The sequence below is a fragment of the Deltaproteobacteria bacterium HGW-Deltaproteobacteria-18 genome, from assembly GCA_002841885.1.
Classification (GTDB): Bacteria; Desulfobacterota; Desulfovibrionia; order Desulfovibrionales; family Desulfomicrobiaceae; genus Desulfomicrobium.
In genome coordinates this window covers 61,774-83,964 of the sequence record PHBE01000018.1, presented here as the reverse complement: position 1 = coordinate 83,964, position 22,191 = coordinate 61,774, and the positions used below count along the sequence as shown (strand labels likewise).

At 60.0% G+C, this 22,191-nt stretch carries 26 protein-coding genes; 23 read left to right on the top strand and 3 right to left on the bottom strand.

From position 1 onward, the window contains the following. Nucleotides 1-16: 16 nt before the first annotated feature. Nucleotides 17-622, bottom strand: coding sequence for a nitroreductase (locus CVU60_15090; GenBank protein PKN40660.1), 606 nt, complete (start codon nucleotides 620-622; stop codon nucleotides 17-19). 66 nt (nucleotides 623-688) lie between these two features. On the opposite strand from CVU60_15090, the gene CVU60_15085 reads away from it, so the two are divergent. Then, the gene (locus CVU60_15085) at nucleotides 689-1,495 is read left to right on the top strand and encodes a monofunctional biosynthetic peptidoglycan transglycosylase (GenBank protein PKN40659.1); all 807 of its coding nucleotides are present in this window, start codon (nucleotides 689-691) and stop codon (nucleotides 1,493-1,495) included. Between the two features lie 53 nt (nucleotides 1,496-1,548). After that, on the top strand, nucleotides 1,549-2,427 hold the full coding sequence (gene rarD, locus CVU60_15080; protein PKN40683.1) for an EamA family transporter RarD: 879 nt from the start codon (nucleotides 1,549-1,551) through the stop codon (nucleotides 2,425-2,427). Nucleotides 2,428-2,499: 72 nt separating this feature from the next. Here rarD and CVU60_15075 read toward each other — a convergent pair whose 3' ends face one another. Continuing rightward, nucleotides 2,500-3,654: a UDP-4-amino-4,6-dideoxy-N-acetyl-beta-L-altrosamine transaminase gene (locus CVU60_15075; GenBank protein PKN40658.1), complete on the bottom strand. Its 1,155-nt coding sequence runs from the start codon at nucleotides 3,652-3,654 to the stop codon at nucleotides 2,500-2,502. Between the two features lie 122 nt (nucleotides 3,655-3,776). On the opposite strand from CVU60_15075, the gene CVU60_15070 reads away from it, so the two are divergent. The 6 genes from CVU60_15070 to CVU60_15045 all read left to right on the top strand — a co-directional run bounded on the left by CVU60_15070 (nucleotide 3,777) and on the right by CVU60_15045 (nucleotide 8,148). Beyond that, nucleotides 3,777-4,031: a glutaredoxin family protein gene (locus CVU60_15070; GenBank protein PKN40657.1), complete on the top strand. Its 255-nt coding sequence runs from the start codon at nucleotides 3,777-3,779 to the stop codon at nucleotides 4,029-4,031. Further along, nucleotides 4,031-4,381, top strand: a complete 351-nt coding sequence (locus tag CVU60_15065; GenBank protein PKN40656.1) for a ferredoxin:thioredoxin reductase — start codon at nucleotides 4,031-4,033, stop codon at nucleotides 4,379-4,381. Before CVU60_15070 ends, CVU60_15065 begins: the two co-directional genes overlap by 1 nt. Nucleotides 4,382-4,429: 48 nt before the next feature. Further along, complete coding sequence (locus tag CVU60_15060; GenBank protein PKN40655.1) at nucleotides 4,430-4,651, top strand: hypothetical protein; 222 nt, start codon at nucleotides 4,430-4,432, stop codon at nucleotides 4,649-4,651. Nucleotides 4,652-4,784: 133 nt separating this feature from the next. Continuing rightward, the gene (locus tag CVU60_15055) at nucleotides 4,785-6,179 is read left to right on the top strand and encodes a glutamate--tRNA ligase (protein PKN40654.1); all 1,395 of its coding nucleotides are present in this window, start codon (nucleotides 4,785-4,787) and stop codon (nucleotides 6,177-6,179) included. Between the two features lie 79 nt (nucleotides 6,180-6,258). Further along, nucleotides 6,259-7,389, top strand: coding sequence for an RNA methyltransferase (locus CVU60_15050; protein PKN40653.1), 1,131 nt, complete (start codon nucleotides 6,259-6,261; stop codon nucleotides 7,387-7,389). A 162-nt stretch (nucleotides 7,390-7,551) separates the two neighbouring features. Next, entirely contained in the window at nucleotides 7,552-8,148 is a 597-nt protein-coding gene (locus CVU60_15045) for a superoxide dismutase [Fe] (protein PKN40652.1), read from the top strand. A gap of 61 nt (nucleotides 8,149-8,209) precedes the next feature. Here CVU60_15045 and rpmB read toward each other — a convergent pair whose 3' ends face one another. Then, nucleotides 8,210-8,410: a 50S ribosomal protein L28 gene (rpmB, locus tag CVU60_15040; GenBank protein ID PKN40651.1), complete on the bottom strand. Its 201-nt coding sequence runs from the start codon at nucleotides 8,408-8,410 to the stop codon at nucleotides 8,210-8,212. A 195-nt stretch (nucleotides 8,411-8,605) separates the two neighbouring features. Between rpmB and CVU60_15035 the strand changes: the two genes are divergently transcribed. The 15 genes from CVU60_15035 to CVU60_14965 all read left to right on the top strand — a co-directional run bounded on the left by CVU60_15035 (nucleotide 8,606) and on the right by CVU60_14965 (nucleotide 22,187). Then, a complete protein-coding gene (locus CVU60_15035; protein PKN40650.1) occupies nucleotides 8,606-9,136 on the top strand; it encodes a metal-binding protein in 531 nt (176 codons plus the stop codon). Nucleotides 9,137-9,162: 26 nt separating this feature from the next. Beyond that, nucleotides 9,163-9,342, top strand: a complete 180-nt coding sequence (locus CVU60_15030) for a 50S ribosomal protein L32 (GenBank protein PKN40649.1) — start codon at nucleotides 9,163-9,165, stop codon at nucleotides 9,340-9,342. Continuing rightward, nucleotides 9,335-10,402, top strand: coding sequence for a phosphate--acyl-ACP acyltransferase (locus CVU60_15025; protein PKN40648.1), 1,068 nt, complete (start codon nucleotides 9,335-9,337; stop codon nucleotides 10,400-10,402). Before CVU60_15030 ends, CVU60_15025 begins: the two co-directional genes overlap by 8 nt. A gap of 48 nt (nucleotides 10,403-10,450) precedes the next feature. Next, on the top strand, nucleotides 10,451-11,440 hold the full coding sequence (locus CVU60_15020) for a 3-oxoacyl-ACP synthase (GenBank protein ID PKN40647.1): 990 nt from the start codon (nucleotides 10,451-10,453) through the stop codon (nucleotides 11,438-11,440). A gap of 55 nt (nucleotides 11,441-11,495) precedes the next feature. Then, nucleotides 11,496-12,239, top strand: coding sequence for a beta-ketoacyl-ACP reductase (locus CVU60_15015; protein ID PKN40646.1), 744 nt, complete (start codon nucleotides 11,496-11,498; stop codon nucleotides 12,237-12,239). Between the two features lie 44 nt (nucleotides 12,240-12,283). Next, the gene (locus CVU60_15010) at nucleotides 12,284-12,514 is read left to right on the top strand and encodes an acyl carrier protein (protein ID PKN40645.1); all 231 of its coding nucleotides are present in this window, start codon (nucleotides 12,284-12,286) and stop codon (nucleotides 12,512-12,514) included. Nucleotides 12,515-12,626: 112 nt separating this feature from the next. Then, entirely contained in the window at nucleotides 12,627-13,868 is a 1,242-nt protein-coding gene (gene fabF / locus CVU60_15005; protein PKN40644.1) for a beta-ketoacyl-[acyl-carrier-protein] synthase II, read from the top strand. A gap of 44 nt (nucleotides 13,869-13,912) precedes the next feature. Continuing rightward, nucleotides 13,913-15,151 carry a serine hydroxymethyltransferase gene (gene glyA, locus CVU60_15000; protein PKN40643.1) on the top strand — a complete coding sequence of 413 codons (1,239 nt, stop codon included), beginning with the start codon at nucleotides 13,913-13,915 and terminating at the stop codon, nucleotides 15,149-15,151. A gap of 83 nt (nucleotides 15,152-15,234) precedes the next feature. After that, the gene (locus CVU60_14995) at nucleotides 15,235-15,696 is read left to right on the top strand and encodes a cytidine deaminase (GenBank protein ID PKN40642.1); all 462 of its coding nucleotides are present in this window, start codon (nucleotides 15,235-15,237) and stop codon (nucleotides 15,694-15,696) included. Further along, nucleotides 15,689-16,813, top strand: a complete 1,125-nt coding sequence (gene ribD / locus CVU60_14990) for a riboflavin biosynthesis protein RibD (protein ID PKN40641.1) — start codon at nucleotides 15,689-15,691, stop codon at nucleotides 16,811-16,813. Before CVU60_14995 ends, ribD begins: the two co-directional genes overlap by 8 nt. A 2-nt stretch (nucleotides 16,814-16,815) precedes the next feature. Continuing rightward, nucleotides 16,816-17,472, top strand: a complete 657-nt coding sequence (locus tag CVU60_14985) for a riboflavin synthase (protein PKN40640.1) — start codon at nucleotides 16,816-16,818, stop codon at nucleotides 17,470-17,472. A gap of 39 nt (nucleotides 17,473-17,511) precedes the next feature. Continuing rightward, nucleotides 17,512-18,726: a bifunctional 3,4-dihydroxy-2-butanone-4-phosphate synthase/GTP cyclohydrolase II gene (locus tag CVU60_14980; GenBank protein ID PKN40639.1), complete on the top strand. Its 1,215-nt coding sequence runs from the start codon at nucleotides 17,512-17,514 to the stop codon at nucleotides 18,724-18,726. Between the two features lie 19 nt (nucleotides 18,727-18,745). Next, nucleotides 18,746-19,216, top strand: a complete 471-nt coding sequence (locus tag CVU60_14975) for a 6,7-dimethyl-8-ribityllumazine synthase (GenBank protein PKN40638.1) — start codon at nucleotides 18,746-18,748, stop codon at nucleotides 19,214-19,216. A 9-nt stretch (nucleotides 19,217-19,225) separates the two neighbouring features. Further along, nucleotides 19,226-19,690, top strand: coding sequence for a transcription antitermination factor NusB (gene nusB, locus CVU60_14970; GenBank protein PKN40637.1), 465 nt, complete (start codon nucleotides 19,226-19,228; stop codon nucleotides 19,688-19,690). 7 nt (nucleotides 19,691-19,697) lie between these two features. Next, entirely contained in the window at nucleotides 19,698-22,187 is a 2,490-nt protein-coding gene (locus CVU60_14965; GenBank protein ID PKN40636.1) for a leucine--tRNA ligase, read from the top strand. Nucleotides 22,188-22,191: the final 4 nt, after the last annotated feature.

Sequence of the window (22,191 nt, the reverse complement as noted above, 5' to 3'; positions counted from 1 at the left end):
TCCCCCTTTTCGAAGTTCAGATTTTCTTGATCACGTTCTGAAGAGGCTTCTTGCTTGGTCCCTGGGTCGGCCGCACGGGATGTCCCACGGGGATCACGGCCATGAATTCGCCCTTGGGCTCCTGCAGAAAAGCCAGGATCTCGTCCTTGATCAGATAGAGAATGCCAAGCCACACCGCGCCAAGACCCATGGACGTCGCGGCCAGCAGCAGATTCTCCACGGCCGCGGCCGAGCTCTGGATCTCCATGGTGCGAAAGAAATCAAAGGCCATCTCACGGTCGACATGAAAAAGCTCCGTGCCGTGACTGATCAGATCGCCGGTGTTGATCACGGCGATGGTCACCGGAGCCGAAGCGATGCTGCGCGCGGCCATGCGCAATAGCGACGAGGCCGGTTTCTGGAATGTCTTGGACGCCGAAGAGACCAGGTCAGCCAGATTGATTCTCGCCTCCCCTTCCAGAATGACAAATTTCCAGGACTGGCGGTTATGCGCGGAAGGAGCCTGGTTGGCGGCATCGAGCATGGCCATGAGCATATCCTCGGACAGGTCGCGCGGCGCGAACTGACGGATGCTGTGTCGGGCGTGGATAGTGGCCAGAGTTTCATTGTTCAGGTCATTCATGTATTCATCCTTTGTTTGACGGATCGCAAGGCGGATTGACTTTGGCATGACACCGGCGCACAAGCGGTGGCCGGGTACGCCGCCATCCATTTCAAATCCACTAGCTCCAACATGGCACGCAAGACAACCACTTCCACTCCCCGGCGCGGGGGGTCGCGCACATCCGCAAAAAAGCACGCCGCATCAAGAGGCCCGCTTCGCCGCGTCCTGCAGGCGGCCGGCTGGATCCTGCCGGGCATCGTGGTTGTCATCCTGATCTTTCGTTTCATTCCACCGCCCACCAGCGCCTTCATTATCACCTGCCAGGTGGAACGGCTGCTTGATCCGGCTTCCGGTCCCGCTGTGATGCACGAATGGACGCCCATGCGGCGCATTCCGGCGCACATGGCGCTGGCCGTGGTGGCGGCGGAGGATCAGAACTTCCCGAACCATTTCGGCTTCGACCTCGATGCCATCGCGCGAGCCGTGAAGCACAACAAAAAGAGCCAGAACGTCCGCGGGGCAAGCACCATCTCCCAGCAAACGGCCAAAAACCTTTTTCTGTGGTCCGGCCGCAGCTATGTCCGCAAGGCCCTGGAAGCCGGTCTCACGGTGCTGATCGAGCTTCTCTGGTCCAAGGAAAGAATTTTGGAAGTCTACCTGAATATCGCCCAGTTCGGTGACGGCACCTACGGAGTGGGGGCAGCGGCCAAGCGATTCTTCGGCAAGACTCCCGCCGGGTTGACCACCCGCGAGGCGGCGCTTCTGGCCTCGGTGCTGCCAAGCCCCGACAGATTTTCGCCCGCCCGCCCGTCCTCCTATCTGCGGCAAAGGGCGCAATGGGTGCAAACCCAGATGAGGCAGCTCGGACCAAACCATATTGAATGGCACTGAGTGTCAAAGAGGCCACGCATGTCCACCTTTCGCTTCGCCACGGGGAAAACAGCATGAACCCGGGCATTGTCGCCGCCATCGGAGCCTACGCCAGCTGGGGCATGCTGCCCATCTACTGGAAGCTTCTGGGCCACGTGCCCACCTCCCAGTTGCTCTGCCACCGCATAACGTGGTCTTTCGTGGTCCTGGCCATCTTTCTGGTCCTGACCCGGCGCATCGCGAGATTGCGCAGCAGCCTGAGTCCATCCGTATGGGGAAGCTATGTCCTGGCCAGCCTGCTCATCGGCGTGAACTGGTTCATTTATGTCTGGAGCGTCAACGCGGGCTATATCGTGGAGGCGAGCCTTGGATATTTCATAAACCCCCTGCTCTCGGTGCTGCTTGGGGTCTTCTTCATGCGCGAAAGGCTTCGACCCCTGCAATGGGCGCCTCTGGGGCTGGCGGCGGCGGGCGTGATCTATCTGACCTTCGATTACGGCCGCTTGCCCTGGATTGCCTTGACCCTGGCCATAACCTTCAGCCTCTACGGACTGGTCAAAAAAAAGGCGCCGCTGGGCGCTTTTGAAGGCCTGACCCTGGAGACGGGGCTGCTCCTTGCCCCCGCCCTGGCCTGGCTTGGCTGGAGCGAACTCTCGGGCACGGGAGCGTTCCTGCACGCCGAAGGCGGCTCGGACCTGCTGCTCATGGGCGCAGGCGTGGTCACCACCGCACCGCTGGTCATGTTTGCGGCCGCCGCGCACCGCATTCCCCTGTCCATGATCGGCATCCTGCAGTATATCGCGCCGACCATCCAGTTCCTGATCGGCGTCTTCATGTACCATGAACCCTTCTCCCGCACCCAGTTCACGGGCTTCGGCATGGTCTGGCTGGCGGTGCTGCTGTTCTGGCTGGAACGCTGGAGTTTTGGGCGAAAACTGCGTCACCCCGCGTGACAGAAACGCAGAAAAGCCGGTTAACCCGGCTTTTCTGCATCATTTCAAACCAAAATTACCCCTGCCGCAGGTTCAGGATTTGGCCAGAACCTGACGCACGGCACCGATCACATCACTCACATCCTCATCCGTCAGCTTTGCCGAAATGGGCAGGCTCACGGTCTGGCGACCGATATCACGCGCATGGGGATAATCCTGCGGCGACCACCCGAAGCGTTCCTGATAATAGGGATGCTCGGGGATGGAGAGATAGTGCACGCCGACTCCGATCTTGCGGGCCGTCATGGCCGTCAGGAAGGCATCGCGGCTGATTCCGGCCCGCTCTTCATCCACCATCACCGAGTAAAGGTGATATGCGTGCCGGGTATCCTCTTCAACCGGCGCGGGCAAAGTCAGCGGCAAATCCGACAGCTCTTCCATGTAGCGGGCCCAGATCGCCCCGCGCCGCTGCCAGTAGGGCTCGACCTTGTCGAGCTGGCGCAGACCCAGGGACGCCTGCAAGTCCATCATGTTGTATTTGAAACCGGCTTCGGTCACGAGGTAATGCTTGTAGCCCGAATCTCCAAAACGGTTCCAGGCGTCGCTGGACATGCCGTGCAAGGCCAGAACCTTGAGTCGGGCCGCATGCTCGGGTTTCCTGGCCAGAATGAGCCCGCCCTCGCCGGTGATGATGTTCTTGGTAACATAGAAACTGAAGCAACCGAAATCTCCGAAACACCCGGCCTTGCGCCCATGATATTCGGTTTCGATGGCATGGGCGCAGTCCTCGATGATCGTCAGGCCGTGGTCGTTCGCCAGAGCGCAGAGCGGATCCATGTCGCAGGCCCGGCCCGCGAAATGCACGGGCAGAATGGCTTTGGTGCGGGAGGTGATCCTGGCCTTCACGCTCTGGGGGTCGATATTCATGCTGCGGGGGTCCACGTCGGCAAGGACAGGAGTGGCTCCGGCATGGATGATGGCATTGACCGAGGCGCAAAAGGTCAGCGGGGTGGTGATGACCTCGTCGCCGGGACCGATCCCGGCAGCCAGGATGCTCAGATGCAGGGCGGCGGTGCAGGAATTGACGGCCACGGAATGCTCGGCATCCTTGTAGGCCGCAAAGCGCCGCTCGAACTCGGCCACCCGGGGACCGGTGCCGATCCAGCCGCTGCGCAGGCAGGAGACGACTTCTTCGATCTCATCCTCACTGATTCGTGGCGACCCGAAAACCAAAAATTTTTCGCGCATGATGTTCTCCCGCGATATGCCCCATCCCGGCGTGGACGGCGGGGCGATTAATCTTTATAGCATCCCAATCAAAGAGACGGCCAAGGGCTATCGCAACGCCCACGACATAGCAAGGAGGATCCATGCCTGACAAAGCCATCACGCTCTATGCATTAAGCACCTGCGTTCATTGCAAGAAAACAAAAGAGTACCTCGACGACTGCGGTGCGAAATACGACTGCGTCTTCGTCGACAAGCTCGAAGGCGATGAACGCAAGCAGATCATCGAGGCCATCAAGAAAATCAATCCCAAGCTTTCCTTTCCGACCTTGCTCGTGGACGAGGAAGCCATTGTCGGCTTCAAGCAGGATCAGATCAAGGAAGCCCTGGAGAGATGATGACTCCCGAAGAACTCTACGAGAAACTGCGGCCCCTGCAGGAAGCCAAAGGCTATTTCTTCAACAAGGACAAAGCCTTCGTTCTTGATCTCATGGAAAGCCTGCTGATCAACCGCGAGCGTTACGGCTACATGGCCTGCCCCTGCCGCCTGGCTTCAGGCAAGCGCGAACTGGATCAGGACATCCTCTGCCCCTGCGTTTACCGCGAACCGGATGTGGCCGAATTTGGAGCCTGTTATTGCGGACTCTACGTCTCCAAGGAAATCAACGAAGGCAGCATCCCCCTGGAGACCGTCCCCGAACGGCGCGACCCTGAAAAGCTGATGGCGGGCCTTCTTTTCGAAGAATGATCGAGATCGGCTGACGCCCATCCTGACGCGCCAGCCCCGGAGGGAGCCATGCGAGAACAGGTCGAGAAGGCGCTTGATACCGTGCGCCCCATTCTGCAAGCTGACGGCGGCTACGTTGAACTGGTGGACATCCTGCCCAGCGGCATCGTGCAGGTGCGCATGTCCGGAGCCTGCAAGGGGTGCCCCATGGCACAGATGACGCTCAAGAGCAGCATCGAGCGCGCCGTCAAGAAGATGGTTCCCGGCATCAAGTCCGTCGAAGCCGTCTAGCCGGGCCAGGCCGCCCGGCCGGGACCATCCGGCCGCAACTTTCCCACGCAACACTCATCCCGCGCCCGCCGGCCCAAAGCCCCGGGTTCGGAATCAGCCGGCGTTTTTTCGCCGTTTTTTCTGGAAGAGCAACATGACCCAAATAGTGACACGTTTCCCCCCCAGTCCCACTGGATATCTGCATATCGGAGGTGCCCGCACGGCGCTTTTCAACTACCTGTATGCCCGCCAGAGCGGAGGCAAGTTCATCCTGCGCATCGAGGACACGGATCAGGCCCGATCGACCCAGGAAATGACAGACGCCATCATCGACGCCATGCACTGGCTGGGCCTGGATTTTGATGAAGGCCCCTATTTCCAGAGCGAGCGCGGCGACCTCTACGGCAGCCATGTGGACAGGCTCGTGGAAACGGGCAAGGCCTACTACTGCTCCTGCACGCCCGAAGAAGTCGAAGAGATGCGCGAGACGGCCCGCGCTGCGGGACTCAAGCCCAAATACAACGGCAAGTGCCGGGAACTTGGCCTTGGGCCCGGACCTGGGCGCGTGGTCCGCTTCAAGACACCGCTGACGGGCAAGGTGATCTTTGACGACCTCATCAAGGGTCCCATCGCCTGGGACGTGCAGGAAATGGACGACTTCGTCATCCGCCGGGCGGACGGCTCCGCCATCTATCAGATGGCAGTGGTCGTGGACGACGTGCTCATGGGCGTGACCCATGTCCTGCGCGGCGACGACCACCAGAACAACACGCCCAAGCAGATCCTCATCTACGAGGCCCTGGGTGCAGCCCTGCCCAAATTCGGCCACGTGCCCATGATCCTCGGTCCCGACAAGAAAAAGATGAGCAAGCGCCACGGCGCGACCTCGGTCATGATGTACAAGGATCTCGGGTACCTGCCCGAAGCCATGCTCAGCTATCTGGTGCGGCTGGGCTGGTCTCATGGCGATGACGAACTCTTCACCATGGACGAGCTGCTGAAGAAATTCACTCTTGAGGGCCTTGGCAAATCCGCCTCGGTTTTCGACATGGACAAGCTCAACTGGACCAACAGCCACTTCATCAAGGTCGGCGATGTGCCGAGGCTCGCAGGATTGCTGGACGAAATGATCCGGCAGAACACGGACTTTGAACCAGCAAAGGACTACCTTGAGGCCATCGTGCCCCTCTTCCAGCCCAGAGCCAAGACTCTCAAGGAAATGGCCGAACAGGCGACCTTCTTCCTGCATGACGCCGGGAGCCTGCCTTATGCCGAAGCGGCGGTGACCAAGTTCCTCACCCCGGATACACGTGAGCATCTTGCGATCCTGGCTGAACGCATGGAAGCCCTTGCAGCCTTTGACCACAGCAGCCTGGAAGAGATGGTAAACGTCTATCTGGAAGAGACCGGCCTCAAGTTCAAGGCTCTGGCCCAGCCCATTCGCGTGGCCATCACCGGCACGACCATGAGCCCGGGCCTGTTCGAAACAATGGAAGTCCTCGGGCGCGAGCGCACCCTGGAACGCTTCCGCAAGGCCCTGACCCTGTAATCACGGCCCGGGCAACCGGGCCTTTTCATGACCTGCCGGGCGAGTCCATCTCGTCCATCTCGTCCAGAAGGTCCATCCCATGTACGACTACCAGCAAAACCAGATCTATACAGCCCAGGTGGCGGACGGCATCGAAGACCTGGCCCGAACCGAACTGCAGGAACTCGGGGCCACCGACTGCGCATGCGGCTTTCGCTACGTGCGCTTCAAGGCCTCACCCCAGGCGCTGTACCGCATCGCCTACCGCGCGCGGCTGATCTCCCGCGTCCTGGCTCCGCTTGTGCGCTTCGCCTGCCCGGCGGACCAGGATCTTTACAAGGCCGGCATGGCGATACGCTGGACCGACTTCCTGACGGCGGACCAGACTTTCGCCATCTTCGCCAATGTCTCAAAAAGCGCCATCGGCCATTCCCAGTATGCGGGACTCAAACTCAAGGACGCCGTTGCGGACTGGTTCCGGGATCACACCGGCATCAGGCCCAGCGTCGACCCCCGCGATCCCGACCTGTGGTTGCATCTGCACATCCACGAAGACGTGGGCACGATCAGCCTGGACGTCTCCGGCGGGTCCATGCACCGGCGCGGCTACCGCGTGCAGAGCGTCGAAGCGCCCATGAACGAGACCGTGGCGGCGGCGATAATCCGCATGAGCGAATGGGACGGCAAGTCTCCCCTCATCGACCCCCTGTGCGGCTCGGGGACCATTCTGTGCGAAGCATTCATGCACGCCACCAACCTTCCGTCCGGATTGCTGCGCCGCAAATTCGGCTTCAACCGGCTGCCCGATTTCAATCCCCGTCTGTGGGATCTGGAGCTCGCCGCCGAGACCACGGTGGAACTCGAGGCCGACCTGCGCGGCAGCGACATCGACGCCGTCGCGGTGGAAGCAACGCGGACCAACATGTCCATGCTGCCCGGCGGGGACGAGGTCATCGTCGGGCGCAGGGACTTTTTTGAGCGCGGCGACATGACAAACACTACCATCATTTGCAATCCACCCTACGGCATCCGCCTCGGCAAAAGCGAAGACATGGCCCCGTGGTTCAAAAAATTCGGGGACCACCTGAAACAACGTTGCGCCGGTTCCACCGCATACGTCTACTTCGGGGACAGGGCCTGGCTCAAGTGCATCGGCTTGAAGCCGCAGTGGAAAAAGCCCCTCAAGAACGGAGGCCTGGACGGCCGCCTGGCCAAGTTCGTCCTGTACTGATCGCACCGGCAAGTGAGCACACAATTTCGCGTCCTCCTGTTGACAGATTACTTTCATTGATTCACTTTGAACTACCTTCCAATTTCCACGGCCCGCCCACTTTAAAGGCAGGGACCGCGCCAGGATTGGCATCACGTTCTATACATTAAATAGGAGGCTTGTATGATCTTCGTGCTCCCGGATCTCCCCTACGCCAAGGACGCTTTAAGCCCATGCATCAGCGCCAAGACCTTTGACTTTCATCATGGCAAACACCACCAGCTCTACATCGACAACACCAACAAACTGATCGCGGGCACGGATTTCGAAGGACAGACACTGCGGGAAATAGTCATGGCCACGGCGGGCGACCCCTCCAAGGCTGGCATTTTCAACAACGCGGCCCAGGTCTGGAACCATTCCTTCTACTGGCGCTGCATGAAGGCCGGCGGTGGCGGAGCACCCACCGGAGCCGTGGCTGAAGGCATCAACAAGGCATTTGGCAACTACGAAAATTTCGCCAAGGCCTTCAAGGAAGCAGGCATGACTCAGTTCGGAAGCGGATGGGCCTGGCTGGTGGAAAAAGGCGGGAAGCTTGAGATCATGAAGACCGGCAACGCCGACACGCCCATGATCCACGGCGCCAAGGCACTGCTCACAGCAGACGTCTGGGAGCACGCCTATTACCTTGATTACCAGAACCGGCGGGCCGACTATCTGCAGGATTTTCTGGACAAGCTGATCAACTGGGAATTCGTAAACCAGCAGCTGGCCAAGTAGTACGGCAGGCAACAAAAAAGGCGACCTTAAGTCGCCTTTTTTGTTGAAAGAACAGGGAAGCCTAGTTGACTGCGGGCTTAGTCACGGCTCCAGAACGGATGCACTGGGTGCAAACCTTCATCCGCTTCACTTCGCCGGACTGCAGCTGTGCGCGGACAGCCTGAAGGTTGGGCATGAAGCGCCGCTTGGTCTTGTTGTTGGCATGGCTGACATTGTTGCCGACCTGAGGGCCCTTCCCACAAATATCGCAAACTTTTGACATAACGTCCTCCTAAAATAGTGCTTTGATATCTTAAGCTGTCATGGCCTGGCAGCTCCGAGACTTTCCGGCCGGCCATGAACATGATTTGCCGCCAGAGGAATTTGGACCCATATATCTGGACGCCGGGGATGGCAAGTAAAAATCCTTGACAGGAAAAAGAAACCCCATATACACGTCCCGTTTCGAGGTGCACACATGGTTGAACATTGGATTGGACTGACGAATCTCCCGGCACAAGGTCGGGAATTTTCATTTGACGACCAGGATGTCTGGAGGGAACTCTGGCAGGAGTTCCACTATGACATCGAGATCGTCACACCTCTTTCGGCCACGCTGAGCATCGTTCCCCAGCAGGACGGATACCTGATCCAGGGCCATCTTGGCGGCACCGTAAAAACCGTGTGCCACCGATGCCTGGAAGAGGCCGAAGTGGTCATCGATCACGACTTCGACTCCTTCGAAGCTCACGAAGACGTCGACCTGATCGAAGACGAACCCACCCACCTGCGCAACATCGACACAGGGTGGGAATTGGACTTGGCTGGCCTTTTGTGGGAAGAATTCCTGCTGGCCCTGCCCGAAAAAATACTTTGCGCCGACTCGTGTTTGGGGCTATGCCCGCAATGCGGAAAAAACAGGAACCTGGAATCATGCGCCTGCAGCAATCCCGACAGCCAATCACCCTTGGCCAGAGCGTTGCAAGGCCTTAAAATCAAAACCAATTAGATCGCTTTCAAGATAGAGGTGCCATCATGCCATTGCCCAAGAAGAAAACATCCAAGTCCAGAAGAAACATGCGTCGTTCCCATGACCACGTCGCCATCCCCAATGTCGTGTACTGCGAATGCGGCGAAGCGAGCCTGTCCCACTGCATCTGCCCCGGTTGCGGCAAATACAAGGGACGCCAGTACACCAAGGCTGCAGATGCCTAAAGACATCTGTCTCGCCGTGGACGCCATGGGGGGAGACTTCGGCCCGGAAATAAACATTCCGGGCTCCCTCGCGGCTGCCCGTGAGACGGGAGTCCGGCTCATCCTTGTGGGCGACGAACCGTCCATCCGCAAGGAATTGGAGAGGCACGCCCATGCGGACGTGCGTTTCGAAATCGTTCACACCACCCAGGTGGCCGGCATGGCGGAAAAGCCTTCGGATGTGCTCAGGCGCAAGAAGGACAGCTCCATGCAGGTGGCCTTTCGGCTTGTGCGCGAAGGCCGGGCCCACGGCGTGGTCACGGCCGGAAACTCCGGCGCGGCCCTGGCCTGCGGCATGTTCATCCTCGGCCGCATAAGCGGCGTGGACAGACCGGCGCTGGCTTCCATCTTGCCGACGCTCAAAAAGCCCATCGTGCTCATCGACGTGGGCGCCAATGCGGACTGCAAGCCATACAATCTGGTCCAGTTCGGCCTCATGGCCGAAGTGCTGGCCCGTTGCGTGCTGGACATCCCCAGTCCGAAAGTGGGCATTCTGAGCATCGGAGAGGAAGAAGGCAAAGGCAACAGCCTGACCAAGGACGCCTTTACCCTGCTCAAGGGATCTTCACTCAATTTTATCGGCAACGTCGAGGGACGTGACGTCTTCATCGGCGATACCGACGTCATCGTCTGCGACGGTTTCGTCGGCAACGTGGCCTTGAAGCTGAGCGAAGGACTGGGCTCGGCGTTGGCTTCCATGCTCAAGACGGAGCTCAAGAAGTCAATCTGGTCGCGTCTGGGAACGCTCATCGCCCTGCCCGCCTTCAAACGCTTCGCCAAAAAAATCGACTACGCCGAATACGGTGGCGCGCCCATTCTTGGCCTGAACGGCATCGCCATTGTCTGCCACGGCAAATCCAATGCGAGAGCCATCACCACCGCACTGCAGCAAGCCGCCATCTTCGTTGAGAAAAAGGCCAACGATTACCTCGTGGAGGGCCTTCACGCCAACACGGAACTGAGCCTCTTCTCCCGAACCGGCAAGGCCTCCGCCCTGAAGCAGGAAGCTGCGGGCCTTTAGCTTTGCAACTTGACGCAGCCCCCCTCAGGGGAATGTAGGAATCCGCTCATGTCTTCACCGTGCTTCATTTCGGGACTGGGTTTGCACCTGCCCCGGACAATTGTAACGAATTCGGACCTGGAACACCTCGTCGAGACCTCCGACGACTGGATTCGCACGCGCACCGGCATCGCAACACGATATTTCGCCCAGCCGGACGAGCCCTGTTCCGTCCTGGCCTACCACGCCGCATGCAAGGCCCTTGAAAACGCGGGAATGACCGCCCAGGACCTCACGCATATTTTTGTGGGCACTTTTTCGGGGGACTACAATCTCCCGACCACTTCCTGCCTGCTGCAGGACATGCTGGGCCTCAAGGGCATCCCGGCCTTCGATCTGGCCGCGGCCTGCTCCGGCTTTCTGTATTGCCTCGAGACGGCCCGGGCCTATGCCTGCATGTATCCCGACGCCAGAATCCTGATCGTCGGCAGTGAGGTGACCACCTCACGACTCAACTTTGAAGACCGTACCACCTGCGTACTCTTCGGCGACGGGGCAGGAGCGGCCATCGTCACAGGACAGGGTAATCCCGGCAAAATCAAGGTCCTCGACGCCATGCTCAAAGCCGACGGTTCCGTAGGCAACCTGCTGACCATCCACGGCGGCGGCTCGGCCTGCAAGCCGGTGCTCGGCCAGACCGTCGGACCGGAATATTTTGTCGAGATGAACGGACGCGACGTCTTCAAGCACGCCGTGCGCTGCATGGTTGAAATTTCCGGGAATCTGCTGGAGCGAAACGGGCTGACCACCGACGACATCGATCTCATCATCCCTCATCAGGCCAATATCCGAATCATCGAGGCCATCGGCAAGAAATTGGACGTGGGCTCCGATAAAATCTACGTCAATGTGGACCGGATAGGTAACACCTCGGCGGCCTCCATCCCCATCGCACTGACCGAAGCTGTGGCCAGCGGCCGCATCCAGCCCGGAATGAAGGTCCTGCTCACCGCCTTTGGCGGCGGATTTACCTGGGCATCGGCCTTGTTGCAATTTTAGTGGTCATTGAGTAACCACTCAATTCGCACTTTTCAAGCAAACCACGAGGTCAATCATGAGCGAACTGGTCAGGACCGCCCTGGTCACCGGCGGCACAAGAGGGATCGGCAAGGCGATCGTAAAAAAACTTGCAGGCTTGGGGTACCAGGTTTATTTCACATACGTGAGCAGACCGGAACTCGCCGAAGCCGTATGCGCCGAAGTATCGGCTGATGGCGGGGCGGCCCGGGGCTTTCTGCTTGACGCCAGCGACTGGGACGCCGTAGCCGATTTTTTTGCTGCCGAGATCAAGGACAAGGTCAGCCTTGAGCTTCTGGTCAACAACGCAGGCATCACCAAGGACGGCCTGATCATGCGCATGAAGCGCGAGCAGTGGGAACAGGTGATCCAGATCAACCTGACCGGAGCCTTCGTCTGCCTGCAACAGGCGGCCAAGATCATGCTCAAGCAGCGCAAAGGACGCATCGTCAATATTTCCTCTGTCGTGGGGCAGATGGGCAATGCCGGGCAAGCCAACTACTGCGCATCCAAGGCCGGCCTCATCGGGCTGACCAAGGCTGCGGCACTTGAGCTTGGTTCGCGCGGCATCACCGTCAACGCCATCGCGCCGGGGTTCATCGAGACCGACATGACTGAAACTCTCCCCCAGGACGTGCGGGAAAAATATCTCGAACGCATTCCTCTGGGACGCCTCGGTTCGGCGCAAACCATCGCCGACGCCGTGGCCTATCTTGCATCCGACCAGGCTGAATACATCACCGGTCAGGTGCTCGGAATCAATGGCGGCATGTATCTGTAGCCTGATTCCACATTACGTACGAATACACACTTTGGAGGATGAAAATGTCTATTGAAGAAAAAGTCAAAGAACTGGTGGTCGAGCAGCTGGGCGTTTCCGCGGAAGAAGTAAAGCTTGAGTCCTCCTTTGTGGAGTCCCTGGGCGCCGACTCCCTGGACCTGACCGAACTGATCATGGCCATGGAAGAGGAATTCGACATCGAGATCGATGACGAAGACGCACAGAAGATCGCCACCGTCCAGGACGCCATCAATTATATCAAGTCCAAGTCCTAGGACCCGTATCGTCGCCATGACACGGTACCCCGGTCCGTCTGGGGTACCTTTTTTTTCATGCACAGCCGGGTGGAATTGTCCGCCGGGCAAGTCCTAACTTTTCGAGAAGATCATGATTGGAAAACGCGTTGTCGTTACAGGCCTTGCGGCCATGACCCCCATTGGCAATTCCCTGCAGGAAAGCTGGGCCAACCTTGTCGGCGGAGTCTGCGGCATTGGTCCCATCACCCTCTTTGACTGTTCCGAATTCGACACGAAGATCGCAGGGGAACTGAAAAATTTCAATCCGACCGATTATGTCGGGGTCAAGGATGCCAAGCGAATGGACCGCTTTGTCCAGATCGCCGTGGCCGCCGGCAAGCAGCTCATGGAAGACTGCGGTCTGACCATGGACGAAGCCACGGCCCCGGAAGTGGGCGTGCTCTTGGGCTGCGGTCTTGGCGGCCTGTCAACCATCGAGGAATTCCACAGCAAGCTGCTCAAATCCGGACCAGGCAGGATTTCGCCCTTTTACATTCCCATGCTCATCGCGAACATGGCTTCGGGTCAGATTTCCATCCACACCGGCGCCAAAGGCCCGAATCTGGTCACCACATCGGCCTGCGCCTCGGCCACCCACGCCATCGGCTACGCGTATTCCGACATCAAGCTCGGCCGGGTCAAGGCCTGCATCACCGGCGGAGTGGAGTCGACCATCACGCCCATGGGCGTGTCCGGTTTCATTGCCATGAAGGCCCTGTCCACCCGCAACGACGAACCGCAAAAGGCCAGCCGCCCCTTTGACGCCGACCGCACAGGCTTTGTCATCGGCGAAGGCGCGGGCCTGCTCATGCTCGAAGAGCTGGAGCACGCCAAGGCACGCGGAGCAAAAATCTATGCCGAAGTCGTCGGCTACGGAGCTTCCGGAGACGCGTATCACATCGCCGCTCCCGAAGAATCGGGCACGGGCATGGCCCAGGCCATGAAGTGCGCCCTGCGGGACGCCGAACTGGCCCCCGAACAGGTCACCTTCGTCAATGCGCACGGCACCTCGACCAAACTCAACGACAAGACCGAAACCAAAGCCATCAAGTCCGTCTTCGGCGATCACGCCTACAAGATGCCCATCACCGCCAACAAGAGCATGATCGGACACCTGCTGGGCGCTGCCGGCGGTGCCGAGGCTGTATTCACGGCCATGAGCCTGACCTCGGGCATTGTCCCCGGAACAATCAATCAGGACACTCCGGACCCGGACTGCGATCTGGACTACACTCCGGGCGCCAGCAGGGAAATGGAGCTGGAATACGGCATCAGCAACTCGTTCGGATTCGGCGGCACCAATGCCTCCATAATCCTGCGCAGTTTCAAATAACGACTTGCCGCCGCCGCGCGGCTCAACAGAGTGGAGATACCGCCATGGACGAACTCACCCGCCAGGATCCGCAGATAGCAAAGGCAATCCAGCTGGAGACCAACCGCCAGATCACCAAACTCGAGCTCATTGCCTCGGAGAACTTCACCTCCCTTGCGGTCCGCGCCGCCATGGGCAGCGTCATGACCCACAAGTACGCCGAAGGCTACCCGGGCAAACGCTATTACGGCGGCTGCGAGTTCGTGGACATGGCCGAAAACCTGGCCATGGAGCGGGCGCGCCAGCTTTTCGGGGCCGAGTACGCCAACGTCCAGCCCCATTCGGGTTCCCAGGCCAACATGGGCGCCTATTTCGCCGTCATCGAACCCGGCGACACCATCCTGGGCATGAACCTGTCCCACGGCGGTCACCTGACTCATGGCAGCCCGGTCAATTTCTCGGGCCGCCTGTTCAAGACCGCCTTTTACGGGGTGGAAAAGGAAACCGGCCAGATCAACTATGACGAGGTCGAAGCCCTGGCCAAGCAGCATCAGCCCAAGCTGATCATCGCCGGTGCCAGCGCCTACCCGCGCACCCTCGATTTTGCCCGCTTCCGCGCCATCGCCGATAGCGTCGGGGCCAAGCTGCTGGTCGACATGGCCCATATCGCGGGGCTCGTGGCCACGAATCTGCACCCCTCGCCCATAAAACACGCGCACTACACAACGACGACCACGCACAAGACCCTGCGCGGACCTCGCGGCGGCATGATCCTGAGTTCAGAGGAATTCGGCAAGACCCTCAACTCCCAGATCTTCCCCGGCATCCAGGGCGGACCGCTCATGCACGTCATCGCGGCCAAGGCCGTGGCATTCGCCGAGGCCCTGCGCCCCGAGTTCAGGGAATACCAGCAGCAGGTTCTCGACAACGCCGTCACCCTGGCCAAGGAACTGACCGACGCAGGCTATCACCTGGTTTCCGGAGGCACGGACAACCACCTCATGCTGGTGGACCTGACCGCCCAGGACATCACCGGCAAGGACGCCGAGATCGGCCTGGACAAGGGCGGCATCACCGTCAACAAGAACACCGTGCCCTTCGAGACCCGCTCGCCCTTTGTCACCTCCGGAGTCCGCCTGGGCACGCCGGCCTTGACCACGCGCGGCATGAAGAGCGGCGACATGCGCAAGGTGGCCAAATGGATTGTAGCCATCCTCGAGAATCTGGACAACGAGTCCAGACTGACCGAGATTCGGCTTGAAGTGGAGAAATTCGCGGGCCAGTTCCCGCTTTTCGCCTGGTAGACCACGCTTTTTTCTACCGCCTTTCTCCAACCACAGGGCCAATTTGCGGGCCCTGTGGTTGATTCGTTTCCAAAGAGGTGACCATGGACAACCGCATCCCCTGGCCGGAATATTTCATGAGCATCGCCTACCTGGTGGCCGAGCGCTCCACCTGTTTGCGGCGAAAGGTCGGAGCCCTGGCCGTCAAGGACAAACGCATCCTGGCCACGGGCTACAACGGCGCGCCGGCAGGGCTGACCCACTGCCTTGAACTCGGCTGCATGCGCGAAAAGCTCGGCATCCCCTCCGGCCAGCGCCATGAACTCTGCCGCGCCCTGCATGCCGAACAGAACGTCATCATCCAGGCCGCCATCCACGGGGTGAGCATTGAAGGGGCCGACATCTTCTGCACGACCCAGCCGTGCATTCTCTGCGCAAAAATGCTCATCAACTGCCGTGTCAAAGCCATCTTTTTCGCCGAGGGCTACCCCGACGAGATGTCGCGGGAAATGCTGGAAGAAGCAAAAATCCCGTATACGCGACTGGAGAAGCCAGCCGATGCATGACGGAAGCGTGTTCATGGATCAGGCCATCCGACTGGCCGGACAGGGCCTTGGCCACACTGCGCCCAACCCCTGCGTCGGCGCGGTTCTGGTACGCGACCGCGAGGTTGTGGCCGAGGGCTGGCATACGGCCTGCGGACAGCCCCACGCCGAAGTCGAAGCCCTGCGCGACGCTCAGGCCAAGGGCGTCGATCCTCGCGGATGCACCCTCTACGTCACCCTCGAGCCATGCAACCACCATGGCAGGACGCCGCCCTGCACCCAGGCCATCCTGGAGGCCGGGATCGCGGAGGTGGTCATCGGCTGCCTCGACCCCAACCCTTCGGTGGCCGGTGGCGGAGCCGATCGCCTGCGGGACAGGGGCGTAAAAGTGCGCAGCGGACTTCGCGAACAGGAGTGCCGGGATCTCATCGCCGATTTTCTGGTCTGGCAGACCACTGCCCGGCCCTACTCCATCCTCAAGCTGGCTACCACCCTGGACGGCAAGATCGCCACCCGTGACGGACAGGCGGCCTGGATCTCGGGTGAAGCTTCGCGGCACGAAGTGCACCGGCTGCGGACCTGGTGCGGGGCGGTCATTGTCGGCGGGGGCACGTTTCGGGCCGACAACCCCATGCTTACCTGCAGGCTGCCCGAATACGACGGCCCGCAACCCCTGGCCGTGATCGTGTCCCGCGACCTGCCTGACCCAAGCCATGGATCTCATCTTCTGTCCGTCCGACCGGATCAGACCGTATTCTGGACAACAGAGGCTCAAAGTTGTTCCGAGCGGGCCAGGCTGCTCACGGACCTGGGCGTTACGGTCTGTGGCCTGCCTTTCCTGAAAACGGAACCCGAAGCCCTCGATCTTGGCGCCGGACTGCAACTGCTGCGCAGCGACAAGGGATGCCTTTACACCCTGACCGAGGGAGGCGGGCACCTGGCCGGATCCATGCAGCGACAGGGACTGGTCGATGAACTGCGCATCTTTCAGGCCATGAAGGTCCTGGGCGACGAAGAGGCCCGCTCGGCATTTGCCGGTCGCAAGGCCCTTTCCATGCAGGACTGCTGGGAATTTCGGCTCGTTGAGCAGGGATTTTTCGAAACCGATCTCTATCTCAGGCTGCGAGCAAAGGAGTAGGAATGTTCACAGGAATCATCCAGGGCCTTGGCCGGGTGGGGGCCATGGACCGGCGCGGCGGCGAGACCCGCTTCACGTTGCGACCCGACTTTGCCCTGACCGACTACGCCCTTGGCGAATCCATCGCCGTAAACGGGGTCTGCCTGACTGTGGAAACCTTCGGCGCGGGCTGGTTCACGGCATACGCTTCGGGCGAAACCATGTCCGTGACCAACCTTGGAGCGCTTGGCGTATCCTCGGCGGTCAATCTCGAACGTGCCCTGGCCGTGGGAGACCGCCTTGGCGGACACATCGTCTCCGGACATGTCGATTGCCTGGCAGAGGTCCTTTCCGTCCGTCAGGCCGGCCAGTCCCGTGTCTACCGCTTGGGCTTCCCTGCCCCATACTCGCCCCAGGTCATCCCCAAAGGTTCAGTGGCCCTGGACGGGATAAGCCTGACAGTCAACGATTGCGGTCAGGGTTTTTTGGAAGTAAACATCATCCCGGCCACGCAACGGGAGACAACCATTTCGGACTGGGCGCAGGGTCGGCGGATCAACATGGAGACCGATGTGATCGGCAAGTATGTGCAGCGCATGCTCGATCCCTGGAGCGAAGGTCGCGCCAAGGGCGCTCCATCGGCAATCACCCCCGATTTTCTGAAAGAACACGGATTTTAATCGCCACTCAAGTCCGATAGCCCATAAACGAGGAAAAACATGCACAAATGTTCGGCCGAAGAGGCCATCAAGGAAATAAAGGCCGGGAAGATGATCATCCTGGTCGACGACGAGGACCGGGAAAACGAAGGCGACCTGACCATCGCAGCAGAAATGGTCACGCCCGACGCCATCAATTTCATGGCCAAATACGGACGCGGCCTCATCTGTCTCGCCCTGGAACCCGCCCTGGTCGACAAGCTGGAACTGCCGCTCATGGCCCGGCGCAACACCTCCAAGTTCGGCACCAACTTCACCGTGTCCATCGAAGCCAAGCAGGGCGTGACCACGGGCATCTCAGCCCATGACCGGGCCCTGACCATCCAGACCGCCGTGGCCGACCAGACCACCCCCGAGGACCTGGCCACCCCCGGCCACATCTTCCCCCTGCGCGCCAAGCCGGGCGGAGTTCTGGTCCGCGCCGGACAGACCGAAGGGTCCGTGGACCTGGCCCGTCTGGCCGGGCTCAAGGGTGCGGCCGTCATCTGCGAGATCATGAACGACGACGGCACCATGTCGCGCATGCCCGACCTCAGGAAATTCGCCGAAGAGCATGACATGAAGATCGCCACCATCGCCGATCTCATCGCCTACCGCTCCCGCAAGGACTCCCTGGTCCGCCGCGTGGCCGAGGCGCGCATGCCCACCTGCTACGGCGAGTTCACCATCGTGGCCTACGAGAACGACATCGACGCACACACGCACATCGCCCTGGTCAAGGGAGAAATCTCCGAGGACAACCCCGTGCTGGTCCGGGTGCACAGCGAATGCCTGACCGGCGACGTGTTCGGCTCCATGCGCTGCGATTGCGGCAGCCAGCTGCAGCGGGCCATGCAGATCGTCAATGATGAAGGCTCTGGCGTCATCCTCTACATGCGTCAGGAAGGCCGCGGCATTGGCCTTGGCAACAAGATCAAGGCTTACCACCTGCAGGACGAAGGCCGTGACACCGTGGAGGCGAACCTGGAGCTCGGTTTCGCGCCCGATCTGCGCGATTACGGCCTGGGCGCGCAGATCCTGGTCGATCTGGGCGTGAAGCGCATGCGGCTCATGACCAACAACCCCAAGAAGATCATCGGTCTGGAGGGTTACGGTCTCAAGGTCGAAGAGCGGGTGTCCATCGAAATCCCGGCCTGCGACGACAACAAATGCTATCTGCACACCAAGCATTCCAAACTCGGCCATCTGTTGCAATTTGAAGCCGAAAACAAATAATTTTTTCAAGGGAGTAGACATGCTGCACGTCAAGACCATCGAAGGCCAGATGCAGGCCCAGGACCAGAAGTTCACGATTATTGCCAGCCGCTTCAACGACTTCATCGTCGACCGTCTCATCGGCGGGGCCGTGGATTATCTGCTTCGTCACGGAGCCACACGCGAAAACATCACCCTTATCCGTGTACCCGGGGCTTTCGAGATGCCTCTGGTAGCCCAGAAAGTCGCGAAGAGCGGCAAGGCCGACGCCATCATCTGCGTGGGTGCGGTAATCCGGGGCGCCACCCCCCATTTCGACTTTGTCTGCAGCGAGGCCACCAAGGGTATCGCCCACGTGTCCATGGACACCGGCATTCCCATCGGCTTTGGCCTCCTGACCACGGACACCCTGGAACAGTCCATCGAACGCGCCGGCAGCAAGGGCGGGAACAAGGGTGTCGAAGCCGCCTCCGCGGCCCTGGAAACCCTGCGCGTTCTGCAGCAGATCTAGGGGAAATACGTGACTCACAACCGTCGGCATCAACGCCGCTTCGCCTTTCAGGTCATCTATTCGCTGGTTTTCGGCCGGGAAATGTCCAAGGACTCCCTCATAAAGTCCTTCGACAATTTCTGGACCGAAGAGGAATTCGACATGGAGCGCCAGGATTCCTACGCCTGGACTCTGGTCGAGGGTGTATTCGACAATTACGACAGCATCGACGAGATCATCACCAAGCACTCGCAGCACTGGAAACTCAATCGCATCGCCAAGGTTGAGCTGACCATCCTGCGACTCTCCCTCTTCGAGATGCTCTACTGCCCCGACATCCCCATCAAGGTGGCCATGAACGAGGCCATCGAGCTGGCCAAGGATTTCGGGGATGACAACTCCAAGACCTTTGTCAACGGAGTCCTCGACGCCGCGGCCAAGGGCGCCCAGCGTAACGAACACAAGACAATTCAGTCCGGCAACACGGAATCTTGAGGACAGCATGAGGCATTACGATTTCAAGCAGATCGAGGAAAAATGGCAACAGGCCTGGGAAGACCAGGCCTGTTTTCGAACCGACATGTCCCGGCACGGCGAAAAATACTATGTCCTTGAAATGTTTCCCTACCCGTCGGGGCGCATCCACATGGGACATGTGCGCAACTACTCCATCGGCGACGTGGTCGCCCGTTACAAGCGCATGCAGGGTTTCAACGTGTTCCACCCCATGGGCTGGGACGCCTTCGGCCTGCCTGCCGAAAACGCGGCCATCAAGAACAACACCCACCCCGCCAAGTGGACCTACGAAAACATCGCCTACATGCGCACCCAGCTCAAACGGCTGGGCTATTCCTACGACTGGGATCGGGAAATCGCGACCTGCCATCCCGGATATTACCGTTTCGAGCAGGAATTCTTCCTCAAGTTCCTGGAAAAAGGGCTGGTTTACCGCAAGAACGCGCCGGTCAACTGGTGTCCGAGCTGCCACACCGTACTGGCCAACGAGCAGGTCGAGGAAGGCCTGTGCTGGCGCTGCGATTCCGAGGTGCAGCAGAAGCAGCTGTCGCAGTGGTTCCTGCGCATCACCGACTACGCCGAGGAACTTCTGGCCGATCTGGACAAGCTGACCGAGGGCTGGCCCGAACGCGTGCTGACCATGCAGCGCAACTGGATCGGCAAAAGCATCGGCGCCGAGATTTCCTTCAAGGTCCAGGGCCTTGACGAAGAGATCCCCGTATTCACGACCCGCCCCGACACGCTCTTCGGCGCGACCTTCATGAGCCTGGCTCCGGAGCACCCCCTGGTGCAGAAGCTTGTCGCCGGAACCGCCCAGGAAGTCGCAGTAGGCGAATTCGTGGACCGCATCGCCAAGATGGACCGCATCGTCCGCACCGCCGATGACCTGGAAAAGGAAGGCGTCTTCACCGGACGGTACTGCATCAATCCCCTGAACGGTGTTGAGATGCCCATCTATGTGGCCAATTTCGTGCTCATGGGCTACGGCACGGGCGCGGTAATGGCCGTCCCGGCCCACGACCAGCGCGATTTCGAATTCGCGGCAAAATACAAGCTGCCGGTGCAGGTGGTCATAAACCCCAAGGACGCGAATCTTGATCCGGGGACCATGACCGAGGCCTATTCCGACCCCGGCATAATGACCAATTCGGGACAGTTCGACGGCATGGGCAACGAAGAAGCCAAGAAGGCCATAGTCGACATGCTCGCGGACCGGAATCTGGGCAAGCCCACGGTCAACTACCGTCTGCGCGACTGGAACATTTCCCGCCAGCGTTACTGGGGGGCACCCATCCCGGTCATCTATTGCGATGACTGCGGCATCGTGCCCGTACCGGCAAGCCAGCTCCCGGTGGAACTGCCCCTGGACGTCAAGGTCAACGCCGACGGGCGCTCTCCCCTGCCGGACTGCGAAAGCTTCGTGAACGTCACCTGCCCGACCTGCGGCAAGCCCGCCCGTCGCGAGACGGACACCATGGACACGTTCGTTGAATCATCCTGGTATTTCGCCCGCTACACCTCGGCCCGCAACGAGACTGTGGCCTTCGACCCGGCGGAGGTTGCCTACTGGATGCCCGTGGACCAGTACATCGGCGGAATCGAGCACGCCATCCTGCATCTTTTGTATTCGCGCTTTTTCGTCAAGGCGCTACGCGACGAAGGCTATCTCACCCACGACGAACCCTTCAAGAACCTGCTGACCCAGGGCATGGTTCTGCTGCACGGCTCCAAGATGTCCAAGTCCAAGGGCAACGTTGTGGACCCCGACGAGATGATCGCCAAGTACGGAGCGGACACCGTGCGGCTGTTCTGCCTTTTCGCCGCGCCACCGGAAAAGGATCTGGAATGGAACGACAAGGGCATCGAAGGATCGAGCCGCTTTCTGAACCGTCTCTGGCGTCTGGTGGACGAGCTTGATGACGTCCTCTCACCCGTCGGCACATGCGTAAACGTGGACGGGACCCTCGGCGAGGCTGAGGCCGAACTGCGACGCAAGGAGCACGACACCGTGCGCAGGGTGGAGCGAGACATCGAAAACAAGTTCCAGTTCAACACGGCCATCGCGGCCATGATGGAGCTGGTCAACACCCTCTACGCGACCAAGGACGACCTGCGCGGAAGCAAGCACGGCCCGCGCCTCCTGTCATCGGCCATCTCATCCCTGCTGGTGACCCTGTCCCCCATCGCCCCGCACGTCTGCGAAGAAGTCTGGGACCGCATGGGATACACCAGGACCCTGGCCGCGGAACCCTGGCCCGCGCACGACCCGGAAGCGCTCAAGACCAACGAGGTGACCGTGGTTCTGCAGGTCAACGGCAAGCTTCGCAGCCAGATAACGGTGGCGGCGGATGCGACCTCGGAAGAAATAGAGACTCAGGCCATGAACGATCAAAACGTCTCACGACACATCGAGGGCAAAACAATTGTCAAAACAATCGTCATTCCCGGAAAACTGGTTAACGTGGTTGTCAGGTAGCCTC